Source organism: Lentzea sp. NBRC 102530, from assembly GCF_030269365.1.
In the GTDB taxonomy this organism is placed as follows: Bacteria; Actinomycetota; Actinomycetes; order Mycobacteriales; family Pseudonocardiaceae; genus Lentzea.
The window spans coordinates 351884-365696 of sequence record NZ_BSTF01000004.1; the positions used below are offsets into that span (position 1 = coordinate 351884).

The following is a 13813-nucleotide window of genomic DNA, read 5'->3' on the forward strand; positions in this document are numbered from 1 at the left end:
TGACGTGCTCTTATCAGGCGGTGGTGCGCTGTGCCGGGAAACCGTGCTTGCTCGCGGCGACGATTACGCCGAGTACTGGCAACACGAGCACCAGCACCGTCCACGGGAACGAACCGCTGCCGCTCAAATCGAGCAGCAGGCCGCCGATCACACCGCCACCGGCCATCGCGACGTTCCACAACGTGACGAGCATCGCCTGCGCCGCGTCCGCCGACTCGCCGCCGGCGTCGCCCGCCGCGGTCTGCAGCAGCGTCGGCACGCCACCCCAGCCGAGGCCCCACAGCGCCGCGGCGACGTAGACGAGCACCGGGTCGTTCGCGATCGTCGCGAGCAACAGCGCCGCGACGGCGACGAGCAACGCGCTCGCGATCGAGAACGCCCGCAGCCTGCGGTGGATCTGGGCGCCGACGAGCCAGATGCTCACGATCGAGGCGATGCCGAAGATCAGCAGCACCAGGCCGGTCTGCTCACCCATGCCGAGGCCCGCGAGGAACGACGCGATGTAGGCGTACAGGATCGTGTGCGCCAGCACGAAGACGAGCGTCACGAACAGCACCGGCGTCACACCGGGAACCTTCAGCGTGGCCAGCATCCTCGGCCGTTCGCCGGCCTTCGAGCCGGGGTAGTCCGGCACCGCCGCGACGATCCAGACGAGCAGGACCACCGTCAGCACGGTCATCGACCAGAACGCCGTGCGCCAGCCCGCGACCTGGCCGAGGAACGTGCCTGCGGGCACGCCGAGGCACAGGGCCACCGGAATGCCGGCCATGGCGATCGCGATCGCCCGGCCCTGCAGGTGGGTGGCGACCATGCGCCGCGCGTAGCCCGCGAGCAACGCCCACGCGAGACCGGCGGCGACACCGGCGACGAACCTGGCCACCATCGTCACGCTGTAGATCGACGACACGGCCGTGACCGTGTTGGCCACCGCGAAGCCCGCCATCGAGGTGAGCAGCAGCTTCTTGCGCCGCCAGCCCGCCGTCATCGACGACAGCGGGATCGCGGTCAGCACCGTGCCGAGGGCGTAGATCGTGACGGTCTGGCCGGTCGCGGACTCGCTCACGCCGAGCGAACCGCTCATGGCCGGCAGCAGGCCCGCGGGCAACGTCTCGGTGAGGCTCGTGATGAACACGGCGGTGGCGAGGGACAGCAGGGCGAACAGGGGCAGCCGCTGTCCGTCCGTCCCCGCTGCTGGCACGGAACCCGTGCCGTAAGTGGTTTCTGGTGTTGCGCTCATGTGGCTTGCTCCGGTTCTCCTGCGGACGTGATCATCGGTGGTTCAGGCCACCGTCGACGGGGACGTGGGCGCCGGTGGTGCACGTCGCCTCGGTGGCGAGGAAGAGCGCGACGCGCGCCACCTCCTCGGCACGGCCCCGGCTGGCGACCGGGGCCACCGCGTTGACGCGGATGCGGCGGTCGGCGAGCGTGCCGACCAGGGCCAGGACGGTCTCGGCCGGCGTGGGCGTGGTCAGCACGACCGCACCGCCGTCGTGCAGGTGCGGCAGCAGCGGTGACGTGCCCGCCACCGCGTCGGTGAACAGGAAGTCGATGCGCTGGCCTTCGAGGGCGGTCGCGATCTCCGCCGGGGCGACGGCCTGCGCCGCCGACCCCACCTCGGCCCGTGCCTCCGCGCGCCCGGCCTCGGTGTCCGCGGTCAGCACGACCCGCGCGCCACCCTCGGCGAGTCGCTTGGCGATGGCGAGGCTGATGTCGCCGGCCGCCACGACGACCGCGGCGCGTGTGCCCGCGTACTTCGTCATGCGTTCCCTCCCTCCCACGTGTTGGGCCACCGTGCCGGGAGGGGCTTCGGACTCGCTTACGATCGGCTTACGGTCGATCACGACGTGACATCAGGGGAGTGGTGCATGCGGTTCGGGGTGCTCGGCCCGCTCGCGGTGTGGGACGAGGAGGGGGAGCCGGTCACCGTTCCGGAGCTCAAGGTGCGGGCGTTGCTCGCGGCGCTGGTCGCGCAGGACGGCGACCCGGTGGCCGCGGACACCCTCATCCACCACCTGTGGGGCGACCACCCGCCCGGCAAGCCCGCCGGGGCGTTGCAGGCGAAGATCTCCCAGCTGCGCCGCATCCTCGGCAGGGACCGGATCGTCCGGCAGCCGCCGGGGTACCTGCTGCGGCTCGACGGAGCCCTGGACCTGGACGCGGCGCGGTTCCGCGATCTCGTCGCGCGCGCCCGGTCCACAGTGGACCCCTCGGCACGGGCCTCGTTGCTCACCGAAGCGCTGGACCTGTGGCGTGGCGCGGCTTTCGCGGACTTCGCGGACGAGGAGTTCGTGCGGTCGGCCGCCCACCGGCTCACCGAGCTGCGGCTGTCGGTCGTGGAGGAGCAGGCGAAGGCGCGGCTCGAGGCCGGTGACCACGCGCTCGCGGTCGGCGAACTCGCGTCCGTCGTGGCGGCGCACCCGCTGCGGGAAAGCCTGCGGGCCGTGCAGATGCGGGCGTTGTACCTCACCGGGCGGCAGAGCGAGGCGCTCACGTCGTACGAGGACCTGCGCGCCCGGCTGGCCGAGGAGCTGGGCATCGACCCGAGCCCCGAGCTGCGCGCGTTGCACCAGGCGGTGCTGCGTCAGGACGCCGAACTGGGAGCGCCCCGGGAGAACGCGGCGGAGGTGGTCGCCCGGCCGGTGCAGACGAACCTGCCCAACGCCCTGACGCCCCTCGTCGGCAGGGAGAAGTCCTTGGCGCGGCTGGCGGAACTGCGGTCGGCTGCCCGGCTCGTGACGCTCACCGGGCCCGGCGGTGTCGGCAAGTCCAGCCTCGCCGTCGCCGCCGCGGCGCAGGAAGCGTTGTTGCGGCCCGAGGAGTTCCCGGACGGCGTGTGGTTCGTCGAGTTCGCGGGCCTGCGATCGGCCGCGGTCGCGGACCTCGCCCAGGTCGTCGCCGCCGTGCTGGGCATCCGGGACGACGCACCGGCTCTGCCGGGTTCCGGCGGTGGCGCGACGACGTCCGTGCAGCGCCTGGCGACGGCGTTGCGCGACCGGCGGACGTTGCTGGTGCTGGACAACTGCGAGCACGTCATCGACGCGGCCGCCGAACTCACCGACCTGCTGCTGCGCACCGCCCGCGGCCTGGCGGTGCTCGTCACCAGCCAGGAACCCCTGGGCCTCGCAGGAGAAGGCGTCTTCGGCGTCGATCCGCTGCCGCGCGACGACGCGCACCGGCTCTTCGTCACGCGGGCCGCCGCCTCCGCGCCCGGATTCCCGTCCAGGCTCGAGGACTGCGACCCGGCCGACCTCGCCGCCGTCGCCGAGATCTGCCACCGGCTCGACGGCATCCCGCTCGCCCTGGAACTCGCGGCGACCCGCGTGCGCGCGTTGGGCGTGCGGGAACTGGCGGTGCGGCTGAGCGACAGGTTCTCGATCCTGACGCTCGGCCAGCGCGGTGCCCCTGCCCGGCAGCAGACGCTGCGCGCGATGATCGACTGGAGCTGGGAACTGCTCAGCGCGCCGGAACGCATCGTGCTGCGCCGCCTGGCCGTGGCCAGCGACGGCTGCGATCTCGGTGCGGCGGAAGAGGTGTGCGCGGGCGACGGCGTGACGCGCGCGGAGGTGCTCGACCTCGTCACGAGGCTGGTCGACCGTTCTCTCGTGGTCGTGGCGGAGGGCCCGGCCGGACGGCGCTACCGGCTGCTGGAGTCCGTTTCCGCTTACGCCACCGAACGCCTGCACGAGATGGCGGACTTCACCTCGGCCCGCGACCGCCACCTCCGGCACTACCTGGCCGTGGCCGAACGCGCCGAACCGTTGCTGCGCGGCGCCGAGCAACGCGTCTGGCTCACCCGGCTCGACGCCGACGCGGGCAACCTGCGCGCGGCCCTGGACCACGCCGGTGGCTCGGCCGAGGCCGTCCGGCTCGTGCAGGCGCTGTCGTGGTGGTGGTTGCTGCGCGGCAGGCTGACCGAGGGGCGTCGCGCGCTCGCCGCCGTGCTGGCCACCCGGCCCGCCGGGCAGGAACCCGAACTGGCCGCGCTGCACAGCGCGTTCGCGTTGCTGAACGGCGACCACGCCGCGACCGTCGCGACCGACCTGCCCGCGCGTGCTTCCTGGCTCTGCGCCTACGGTCTGTTCAGCGCGGGCGACGTGGCGCGGAGCCACGAGATGAACACCCGCGCGCTGGCCCGGTTCACCGCCGAGGACGACCGGTGGGGCGTCGCCGCCTCGCTCGGGCTGGGCGCGATGCTCGCCCTGGTGCGCGGAGACCTGGCCGCCCTGGGCCACGACGGCCGCCGCAGCGCCGAACTGTTCCGCGACCTCGGCGACCGCTGGGGCGAGATGCAGACCATCCCGCCGCTCGCCACCCTCGCCGAGATCAAGGGCGACTACGCCTACGCGGCCCGGCTGCAGCACGAGGGCCTCGCCATCGCGCAGGAGCTCGGCCTGCAGGCGGAAGTGGCCGCGCGACTGTCCGGCCTCGGCCGCCTCGCGTTGCTCGACCGCGACTGGGACCGCGCCCGCGACCTGCACCAGCGCGCCCACCGCAGCGCCGTCGACCACGGCTACAGCTACGGCCAGATCCACGCGGAGATGGGCCTCGCCCTGGGCGCCCGCCGCTGCGGCGACCTCGACGCCGCCGAGCACCACCTCACCCGCATCCGCGACGACCACGCGGAACTCTCCTCACCGGCCGGCGACCACCTGCTGTGCGCGGAGTTCGGCTTCCTCGCCGAACTGCGCGGCGACCCCGGCACCGCCGCCGCGCACCACCTGCGCGGCCTGGAACTGGCCCGCGAACTGGCCGAACCGCGCGCGCTGGCGTTGTCGCTGGAAGGCCTCGCGGGAGCGTCCCCGGATCCGGAACGCGCGGCGGTGCTGCTCGGCGCCGCCGATGCCGCGCGCCGCAGCGTGGACGCGCCGTTGCCGCCGGCCGAACGCGGCGACGTGGACCGCATCACCGCGGCGGCCCGTTCCGCGCTGGGCGACGAGGCGTTCACGCGGGCGTTCGAGCGCGGCGCGGGGCTGAGCGTCGAAGAAGCCCTGTCGAGCTGACCCCCTCCCCGGCGGTGGGGCCGAGTTGATCGTCGCCTGTGGACCGTCGGTGTTCCTCCAGGTGGAAGGCGATGTGCGGATCTGTTGGTAACAGGTCGATAACCAGACCCATCCGTTCCCAGCGGGGTGCCGAATCACGATCAGCAACTGCCCGAACACTCCCTGGAGATGTCTCGTCATGAACAAGTCCGTCCGCAACACCGTCCTGGCCATCGGCGCCGCCTCGCTCGCCCTGTTCGGCGCGGCGTGCGGTTCGGCTGACACGGCCAGCAGCGGCAGCTCTTCGACCGCCGCCGCGCCCACCACGACCTCGTCCGCCGCGATGGCAGACCCGGCCAAGGACCTCGTCGGCCCCGGTTGTGCCGACTACGCGAAGCAGGTTCCGTCCGGTTCCGGCTCCGTCGCGGGCATGGCGGCCGACCCGGTGGCCACCGCGGCGAGCAACAACCCGCTGCTCAAGACGCTGGTGGACGCCGTTTCCGGCAAGCTGAACCCGAAGGTCAACCTCGTCTCGACGCTCAACGGTGCCGAGTTCACCGTGTTCGCGCCGGTCGACTCCGCCTTCGCGAAGATCGACGCCGCGACGATCGAGAAGCTCAAGACCGACGACGCGCTGCTGACCAAGATCCTGACCTACCACGTCGTGCCCGGCCAGATCACGCCCGACAAGATCGTGGGCGACCAGAAGACCGTCCAGACCGGCGTCGTCAAGGTCACCGGCACCAAGGACGCGCTGAAGGTCAACGACGCCAACGTGATCTGCGGCGGCGTGCACACCGCCAACGCCACCGTGTACCTGATCGACTCGGTGCTGCTCCCCGCCTGACATCTCCAGGGGTAGCCGTACCGCGACTCCGGGAACCGCACTGTGTTGCGGTTCCCGGAGTTTTCACGTCTGCGGGTCGTCCGGCTGTCGCGTGTGGACGATGGTGGTGCCGTCGGACGCGAAGATCGCGCTGTTCTCCGGTTCGCGGATGACGGCCACCACCACCGCGTCGGGGTTCACCGGCCGCACCGCTCTGGTGATCAGGAACGCGTTGAGGTCGTCCGGGATCGCGATGATGACGCGGTCGGCGATGTCGGCGCAGGCCTCGTCGAGCGCGCATCTGTCCCGGCCGTCGCCGACGACCGCGGTGGCCCCGTTGGCCGTCGCCTCGGCGACCGCGAGGTAGTCGATGTCCAGCACGGTCAGCCGCGCGTCCGGCTGCGCGGCCAGCACCGCGTTCACTGCGCAGCGTCCGGCGTCGCCGTACCCGATGACGAGGATGTGATCGGTCACGCTCTGCGATTCGGTGCGCCGCGCGGCGCGGATTGCGTCCGATTCAGCGAAGCACGACGGTGAGCACCGGTGCGCCCGTCGGGCCGGGTGATCCCCCCGCGGGCTCGACCGTGAGGATCACCTCGCGCGCCCCGGCGATCCCCGGCACCAGCGACGAGGTCGCCGGGCCCGTCGGTCGCAGCAGCCCGGCCGATCGCGGGCCCTGGTCGCCCACCAGCCACAACTGGTACGTGAGTGCGGCCGGCAACGTGCGCAGGTCGTCCGCCAGGAACAGCATCTCGTCGCGGTGCCGGGACACCGCGACGGTGCCCGCCGAGGTTCCCGCGGTGGCAATCCGCAGATCCGGTGCCGCCAGCAGGTCACCGACCCGAGTGCGCGGAGGGGTGACCGGGGAGGTGCGGGTCGGCGTGGTCCACGCGCCGTGCACACCGGCCACCACCGCCGCGGCGGCGCAGGCGAGGGAGATGAGCGCCGCGGCGCGCCGGAAACCCTGCCGCCGCGTGGGAGACGTCGTGATCTCCGACGTCGGTGGTGCCTGCCGCACGCGCTGGGCGGCGCCGAGCACCCGTGGCCGCAGGGCGGTCGGAGTGGTGTGGCTGACGGCCCTGGCGAGCAGGGCGGTGGTCTCCCGCAGCCCTGCCGCCTCGTCGGCGCAGGCCGGGCACCGAGCCAGATGTGCCTCGAACTCACCGCGTTCGCCGTCGGGCAGCGCGTCGAGTGCGTGTGCACCGGTCAGCAGGTGCGGGTCGATCGCACTGGTCGTTGCCCGGTTCACGTTCGTGGTTCGGAGCCGTCGGATCATCGGATTGCCCGGACCCGGCGACGCGAAAGGCCGCCCCGGGGCGCGGTCGGGGCGGCCTTCGGTCGTGCGGGAGGGTCAGAGACCGAGGTCGAGGTCGTTGAGCACGCCCCCGACGTTGACGTCGCCCAGGTTGCCCGTGACGTCGCCGATGGTGCCGATGTCCCCGACGTGGCCGACGCCGGTCACGTCGCCGAGGTTGCCCACGTTGGACACGACGTCGGTGACGTTGCCGACGTGGTCGAGGGACAGGTCGTTGCCCGTCACGGTGCCGACGACCGAGGTGACGTCGCCGTTCAGCACGTCCTCGACGCCGAGGTCGCCCGCGGTCACGCCGCCGGTGACGTCGCCGACCACGTCGGTGACGTGCGTGGTGTCGAGCAGTTCGGTGCCGTTGGTGATGTCGCCGACGGTGTTCGTGACGTCGAGGTCGGTGACGGTCTTGGTCACGTCGGTGATCTCGGTGCCGCCGACGACGTCGAGCGCGGTGGTCGGGTCGCTGAGCACGTCGAAGCCGTTGGTGACGCCGTGGACCGCGGCGGTCAGGCCGGAGACCGCGCCGAAGACCGTGTTGTCGTCGAACTGCTGACCGACGGTGTCGTGCACCGTGCTCATCAGGTCGAGCTGCTGGTCGAGGTCCAGACCGGAGATCGTCGACCCGAAGTCGCCGAGGTCGGTGACCGGCGCGAAGTCGAGCACCAGCGGCAGGAGCTCCTGGATGTCGGACGGCGCCACGTCACCCAGACCTGCGGCGTCGAGCGTGCCCTGCGGGTCGAGCTGGAACGCCGACCGGGCGTCGGGGTCGCTGAGCAGGCCGAGGGTGAAGTCGTGCAGCGTCTGCGGCAGGGTCACGTCGAACTCCAGATCACGTCGTTGAGCTTGTGCCACAGAAAGTTACGAAGAACGCGCCGTTCGCCGCATCGGGTGACGTGCCTGGTCTGGTTCGGCGGGCGTGGATGGGGGATCGCGCGCACCGCGGGTAGGGGAATAGGGGGATGTCCCGATCTTTGGGCCGTGACCAAACTCGAACGGGTGATGCTCCGAACTACCGGGGTACGGGTAGGCACCAGGAGGTTCACGCGCTCATGTCATCGCTGTCGGCCAGTCCCCTGTTGATCGACAGCGGGACCACCCGCAGCCTCGAACGCGCCCGTGCCGCCGACCACGTCGTGCTGACCGGGCCGGCCGGCTGCGGCAAGACCGCGGTGCTGCGGACGTTCGAGCACACCGTCGCGGTCGACGACGGGCACCTCCTCGGCGAGGACGACGTCGACCGCCTCCTCCACGAGGTGCGGGCCGGGGGCCGGCTCGTCGTCGCCCATCGTCCCTGGCCGGACAACCGCGCCCTCGCCCGCCTCGTCGCGGCACTGCCCGGCTCCGCCGTCCGGGTGCGGCTGCGGCCCCTGTCCCGTGAACACGTCCGTTCGCTCGCGACGCACGTGCTGGACATCGAGGTGAGCGAGGCGTTCGCCCACCGCCTGCACGACCGCACCGGCGGCACGCCGAGGTTCGTCCTGGACGAGCTCTCACCCGACCCGCGCGCCGCGTTCGCCCGTCACCTCGACGAGCTGTCCGTCGCCGCGAACGATCTGCTGCTGGTCCTGGCCCTGGGAGCCCCGTTCGACGTGGACCTGCTCGCGACCGTGCTGGTGCTGGAGCCCGGCGCGGTCGCGGAGTCCGCGCAGGCGCTGCGGTCGGCGGGCCTGCTCCAGCTCGACGGCACCCCGCTCCCGGTCGCGTCCGACGCGATCGCCGCGCTCGCCCCGGTCGACCAGCGCGCGGACCTCCTGCGCGAACTCGCCCTCCGGCAGGCTGGACGCGCCCAGCCGGTGTCGGGTTATGCGGAGCAGCTGCTGGAACTCGGGGCCGCGGAGCCGGCGCTGCTCGGTGTGTTCTCCTCCGCCGGCCACGAGGTGATCAACGACGACCCTGCACTGGCCGCGCGGCTGTTCACCGCCGTCGGCACCGGCACGTCCGCCGACGTGGCGCGGGCACGGGCTCTCAGCGGCGACCTGGACGGCGCCGTGGAGGCGGTGAACCTCGACCACGCGGACGAACTGCTGGTCGCCGCGACCGTGCTCACGATGCGCGGGCAGGTCGGCCGCGGCGGCGAACTGCTGCGCCGCTCGGACAACGGACTGGCCAGGGGCTTCGCCGTGACGGGTCTGCTCGGCGCCGGCCGCCTCGACGAGGCCCGCGCGATCCGGCTCGCCCCGCACCCCGCCGGCTCGCTGACCGACACCCTCGGGCAACGACTGGCCGACGTGCTGCTCGACACCGTCACCGGGCCACCCATGGCCGCCGTCTCCGCCGCGGTCGCGACCGCAGGGGTGAACCAGGCCGGTTCCCGAGCCTCGGTGCAGCCCGACAGCCCGACCGCGCTCGCCGCGCTGATCTGCGTCCACGCGGGCGAGTTGACCGTCGCGAAGTCCTTGCTCACCAAGGCCGTCCGAGGTGATGACGGCCGGGGGCTGCACGCGGACCGCCACCGGCTGTTGCTCGCCTGCGCGGAACTGCTGGGCGGTGACGTCGAGGTGGCGCAACAGTTCGTGTGGCCGCAGACCGGCAGAGAGCCCAGGGAGGCGCTGTTCGCCGCGGCGCTGGACCTCGGTACCGCCCGCCGCACCGGTGACCTGCACGCCCTGCGCGCCGCGTGGGAACCGGCCCAGCAGGCGCTCGTCGTGCACCCCGTCGACCTCTACACGCTGATCCCCCTGACCGAGATCGCCGTCGCCGCGGCGAGGATCGGCCAGTTCCACCGCGTCGAGGCACACCTGGCTGAAGCGTGGACGTTGCTCGGCAACCTGGGCGACCCTCCACTGTGGTCGGTCCTGCCGCGCTGGCACGCCTTCCACGCGTCGTTGCTGCTCGGCGACCACGAGGCCGCCGAAGGGCACACCGCGGCGCTGGAGGGTGCCGCGGAGGCGCTGCCGTTCGCCCGCGCCCTCGCCGCCGGCGCGCGGTGCTGGAGCCGAGCCGGCCGAGGCGAGGTCGACCACGTGCGCGTGGAGACGGTGGCACAGGAGTTGCGCGCGCACGGCCTGCGCGCGGACGCCGCGAGGCTGGCCGGGCACGCCGCCATGCACACCACGGACCGCAAGGCCATGACGCAGTTGCTCGACATCGCGCGGCAGTTCCACGGCACGAGCGGCGGCCAGGGCAACGCCGAGGTGCTCAGCGACCGCGAGCAGGAAGTGGCCGCGCTCGTGCGCGACGGCCTGACCTACCGCGAGGTCGGCGACGCGTTGTTCATCTCGGCCAAGACCGTCGAGCACCACGTCACCCGCATCCGCAACAAGCTCGGCGCCAAGAACCGGCGTGAGCTGGAACGGGCACTCGAAGACGTCGACCTGCCCGCGGCGAAGTAGTCACCTCATCGGGTGTATCGGCGCTCTCGCACCCATCCGGTGCCCAGGCGCGCCACGGATGTACTGAGCGCGGATCCGCCAGATGCGGTTCAGCCGGCTCGGGACGGCGCCACGCACGTCCCTGTGCGTCTGTTGTTGGAACTGGACGCACAGGGACGCACAAATCGGATGGGCGCCCGGAAAGCAGAAAAGCGGGTAGAGACGAATCTCTACCCGCTTCTCCGGTGTACGCCGCCAGGGACTCGAACCCCGGACCCGCTGATTAAGAGTCAGCTGCTCTAACCAACTGAGCTAGCGGCGCTTGTTTGTGTGCCGGAGCCTTGCTCGTTCCGACGTGAAGAACGTTAGCACGGGGGTTCCAGCGAGTTTTCGCGGGGGTCACCTGCCGGACGCCGCGACCCCCGTGTGCAGGAGCCACTGGGCCGCCGCGTAGGTCGGCATGACGCCCGCCGACGCCACCCGCGCCGCGCGTCCCCCGAGGACGAACCGGCTCGCGCCGAGCAGGGCGTCGGAAACCGCGAACAGGGCCGCACCACCGAAAACGCGCCGCGAGCCGGTGCCTCGGGCGGTGGAGGCGGCGGCCACCATCGTGCCCAGGGTGAGCGCGTAGAGGCCTACCGGTTTGCCGAGCGGGCCTGCCGCGCGGGCGAAGACCACGGCACCGAGGGACGAGGCCGCGACGATCGGGAGGACCGCCTTGCGGGTGCCCGGGGTGGAGCGGCGGGCCAGGGCCGCGGTGTAGCCGACGTGGGCGGCAAGGAAGCTGAAGAGTCCTGTCCGGAATGCCCGGTCCGAGTCGCCCAGCAGGGCGATGTCGCCTGCCCAGGAGCCGGCCAGGCCCACCGCCATCCCCGCGTCACGGGGTGGGGTGGCCACGGCGAGGGCGGGCATCAGTGCGGTCTTCGTCACAGCACGTGCCGTGGCTCCGCGACGCACGGTCGCCGCGATCGAGTCCACGATCGCGGCAACCGCGTACACCTGGTTCTTCATGGAGCACCTCTCGCCATTGAGGTGCTCAGACTAGAAGCGTCAGCTCAAGGTCACCGCCGTGTCGTCGATCACGAACGACGTCTGCAGCGACGCGTCCTCGACGCCGGTGAACTTCACCGTCACGGTCTGGCCGGCGAACGACGAGAGGTCGTACATCTTCGCCGCGTAGCCCGAGGCCGCGTCGGTGTTGGAAAGCGTTGCCAGCGTGGTGCTTCCGGCCGTCACGGTCAGCTTGTCGTAGACGGTGCCGCCGGTCTCGCGGGTGTCGATGTGGACGTAGAAGGTCAGCGATGCCTTGCAGCCCGCGGGGATCGTCACCGACTGGGAGAGCGAGTCGGTGTGCGACGAGCCGTAGCCGTTCAGCCACGACGACCAGGTGCCGGTGCGGGCGGGCTGGCCGTCGGCGCTGTGCTGGCCGATGACGCCCGAGGTGGCGGTCCAGGAGGCGGTGCCGGACTCGAAGCCGGGGTTCAGGAGCTTCTGGCCCGAGCAGTTGCCGCCGGTGCCGCCGACGGTCCAGGAGAACGACGCTGAGCCGGTCTTGCCGGTGCTGTCGGTGGCCGTCACGGTGACGTTCGAGGTGGCGGCGGTGGTCGGGGTGCCGGAGATGGTGCCGCCGTTCACCGAGAGGCCGGCGGGCAGGCCCGTGGCGGAGAAGGTGTACGGGGCGGTGCCGCCGCTGGCCGACAGCGGGAGGCTGACCGCGGTGCCCACGGTGGTGGACTGGTTGCCGGGGTTGCTGACGGTCACGGTGCCGGTGGCGCTGCACGTCGGGTCGGCGGACTGGGCGGGCACGCTGACGGCGTCCCAGGCGGCCTTGACCGTGTTGAACTCCGCGCAGCTGCCGGGGTAGAGGTTCTTGGCCGCGGTGAGGGTCCAGGTGCGGTACTTCAGGTAGGAGCTGCTGGAGGTCTTGAGCAGCATGGCGTTGTAGAAGATCTTGATGGCCTTCTCGACGCCCAGGCCCGTGATGGACGTGTTGTTGCACGTCGTGCTGGACGGCTGGCCGTTGGTCGGGTCGGTGCCCTGCGAGAGCAGGTAGAACCAGTGGTTGCCGGGGCCGGCGGCCGCGTGCACCTCGGTGTTCGGGATGGAGCTCGAGTAGCAGTTCGCGTGGTTCAGCGCGGACGGGTTGTACATGTTGCGGATCGGGCCGCGGCCCACGAGGTCGATCGTCTCGCCGACCAGGAAGTCCGGCGTGTCGTAGGGGGACGGCTCGTTCGCGAACCACTCGGTGGTGGCGCCGAAGACGTCCGCGACGAACTCCTGGGTGCCCGCGCCGGAGATGCCGCCGGGGGTGTGGTCGTCGATGCCGTGGCCGAGTTCGTGGGCGACGACGTCGATCGAACCGATCCACTGGCCCGCGCTGTTGTGCCCGATCTGGACCTGGCTGCCGTCGTAGTAGGCGTTCTGGTCGTTCAGGCCGACGCGCATCGGCCAGCCGCCGCCGTTGCCGTCGAAACCGTTGCGCCCCAGCCACTGCGAGAGCATCTTCGCCTCGGTCTGGGCGGCGAAGAGCACGTCGACGCAGCCGGTCTCGCGGTTGGTCCGGGTGCCGTTGCCCCACGTGTCGGTGGTCTTGGTGAACGTCGTGTTGTTCGCCGCGTCCTGGCAGCTCACGTTGGTGAGCGTCGGGTCCTTGAGCGAGTAGTTCGAGCCGGAGTGCGTGGTGGCGATGGTGACGGGGTTCGGGCCGTTCCAGCCGCTGGTGCCGGTGCCGTGCAGGACGCGTTCCTGCTTGCGCAGCACCTTGCCGCTCAGCGCGTCCACGACGACGTCCAGCTTGCTCGGGCCCTCCGCGTCACGGCCGGTCACCGTGATCTTCCAGGCGAGCAAGGGCGTGGTGTCGAGCGCGTAGACGACCTGCTCGGCCGCACCCACGCCGTCCACGGTGGACATGGTGGTGCGGGCGGTGGCCTCGGCCTGCGCCTTGGTGACGGAAGCCTTGGTCGCGGGCAGGTTGATCGTGGCGTTCTGGCTGACGGAGGTCTGCAGGACCTGCCCGGTGGAGTTCGTGACGACGACGAAGTCGCCGCCCACCACCGGCATCCCCTTGTAGGTCCGGTCGTACGGCACGTACTTCAGGCCGTTGGTGGACGAGATGACGCCGTGCCGCACGAACGCGTCGTCCGCGCCGGCGTGCAGTTCGGCCGGGCGGCCGGCGACGAGGCTCGCGGCCGCGTCGACGGCCAGCGCCTCGGCGGACGGAACGGGCTGGGCGGAGGCTTGGATCCCGAGCGGGCTGAGCACGGCGGCGACGAGTGAACCCGCTGCGGCCAGCACGAGAGAACGTCTCGCTTGCATTTTTCTCCTCGTTGCAGGGCGAACAGACCCGGCCCGCGGTGGCAGGGGGAGCCGGGTGTCCGTCGAGGTGAAT

The 13813-nt window shown here is 71.9% G+C and carries 10 protein-coding genes and 1 tRNA gene; 3 read left to right on the plus strand and 8 right to left on the minus strand.

Going from position 1 to position 13813, the window contains the following annotated elements:
* Window positions 1-13: 13 nt before the first annotated feature.
* Together QSK25_RS13165 and QSK25_RS13170 are read right to left on the minus strand one after the other, a co-directional pair.
* Window positions 14-1237 carry an MFS transporter gene (locus QSK25_RS13165; RefSeq protein ID WP_285638380.1) on the minus strand — a complete coding sequence of 408 codons (1224 nt, stop codon included), beginning with the start codon at window positions 1235-1237 and terminating at the stop codon, window positions 14-16.
* Window positions 1238-1268: 31 nt separating this feature from the next.
* Window positions 1269-1760: a Rossmann-fold NAD(P)-binding domain-containing protein gene (locus tag QSK25_RS13170; RefSeq protein ID WP_285638382.1), complete on the minus strand. Its 492-nt coding sequence runs from the start codon at window positions 1758-1760 to the stop codon at window positions 1269-1271.
* 105 nt (window positions 1761-1865) lie between these two features.
* Here QSK25_RS13170 and QSK25_RS13175 point away from each other — a divergent pair, with 105 nt between their 5' ends.
* Both QSK25_RS13175 and QSK25_RS13180 read left to right on the plus strand, forming a co-directional pair.
* On the plus strand, window positions 1866-5000 hold the full coding sequence (locus QSK25_RS13175) for an ATP-binding protein (RefSeq protein ID WP_285638384.1): 3135 nt from the start codon (window positions 1866-1868) through the stop codon (window positions 4998-5000).
* 178 nt (window positions 5001-5178) lie between these two features.
* A complete protein-coding gene (locus QSK25_RS13180; RefSeq protein WP_285638386.1) occupies window positions 5179-5826 on the plus strand; it encodes a fasciclin domain-containing protein in 648 nt (215 codons plus the stop codon).
* A 63-nt stretch (window positions 5827-5889) separates the two neighbouring features.
* Here the strand turns inward: QSK25_RS13180 and QSK25_RS13185 are convergent, their stop codons facing one another.
* The 3 genes from QSK25_RS13185 to QSK25_RS13195 form a co-directional block, all read right to left on the minus strand.
* Entirely contained in the window at window positions 5890-6279 is a 390-nt protein-coding gene (locus QSK25_RS13185) for an NAD-binding protein (RefSeq protein WP_285638388.1), read from the minus strand.
* Between the two features lie 43 nt (window positions 6280-6322).
* Window positions 6323-7081, minus strand: coding sequence for an anti-sigma factor (locus tag QSK25_RS13190; protein ID WP_285638389.1), 759 nt, complete (start codon window positions 7079-7081; stop codon window positions 6323-6325).
* Between the two features lie 75 nt (window positions 7082-7156).
* Entirely contained in the window at window positions 7157-7930 is a 774-nt protein-coding gene (locus QSK25_RS13195) for an IniB N-terminal domain-containing protein (RefSeq protein WP_285638391.1), read from the minus strand.
* Window positions 7931-8163: 233 nt separating this feature from the next.
* Here QSK25_RS13195 and QSK25_RS13200 point away from each other — a divergent pair, with 233 nt between their 5' ends.
* Complete coding sequence (locus QSK25_RS13200) at window positions 8164-10446, plus strand: LuxR C-terminal-related transcriptional regulator (RefSeq protein ID WP_285638393.1); 2283 nt, start codon at window positions 8164-8166, stop codon at window positions 10444-10446.
* Window positions 10447-10673: 227 nt separating this feature from the next.
* Here QSK25_RS13200 and QSK25_RS13205 read toward each other — a convergent pair.
* The 3 genes from QSK25_RS13205 to QSK25_RS13215 form a co-directional block, all read right to left on the minus strand.
* Window positions 10674-10747 (minus strand) — tRNA-Lys (locus tag QSK25_RS13205).
* 77 nt (window positions 10748-10824) lie between these two features.
* Window positions 10825-11436 carry a lysoplasmalogenase gene (locus tag QSK25_RS13210; RefSeq protein ID WP_285638395.1) on the minus strand — a complete coding sequence of 204 codons (612 nt, stop codon included), beginning with the start codon at window positions 11434-11436 and terminating at the stop codon, window positions 10825-10827.
* A 39-nt stretch (window positions 11437-11475) separates the two neighbouring features.
* Window positions 11476-13740, minus strand: coding sequence for a M4 family metallopeptidase (locus tag QSK25_RS13215; protein WP_285638397.1), 2265 nt, complete (start codon window positions 13738-13740; stop codon window positions 11476-11478).
* Window positions 13741-13813 lie beyond the last annotated feature (73 nt).

Coding starts and splice junctions, on each gene's coding strand:
- QSK25_RS13165 (WP_285638380.1), bottom strand. CDS start 1,237: ATGAGCGCAACACCAGAAACCACTTACGGCACGGGTTCCGTGCCAGCA.
- QSK25_RS13170 (WP_285638382.1), bottom strand. CDS start 1,760: ATGACGAAGTACGCGGGCACACGCGCCGCGGTCGTCGTGGCGGCCGGC.
- QSK25_RS13175 (WP_285638384.1), top strand. CDS start 1,866: ATGCGGTTCGGGGTGCTCGGCCCGCTCGCGGTGTGGGACGAGGAGGGG.
- QSK25_RS13180 (WP_285638386.1), top strand. CDS start 5,179: ATGAACAAGTCCGTCCGCAACACCGTCCTGGCCATCGGCGCCGCCTCG.
- QSK25_RS13190 (WP_285638389.1), bottom strand. CDS start 7,081: ATGATCCGACGGCTCCGAACCACGAACGTGAACCGGGCAACGACCAGT.
- QSK25_RS13200 (WP_285638393.1), top strand. CDS start 8,164: ATGTCATCGCTGTCGGCCAGTCCCCTGTTGATCGACAGCGGGACCACC.
- QSK25_RS13210 (WP_285638395.1), bottom strand. CDS start 11,436: ATGAAGAACCAGGTGTACGCGGTTGCCGCGATCGTGGACTCGATCGCG.
- QSK25_RS13215 (WP_285638397.1), bottom strand. CDS start 13,740: ATGCAAGCGAGACGTTCTCTCGTGCTGGCCGCAGCGGGTTCACTCGTC.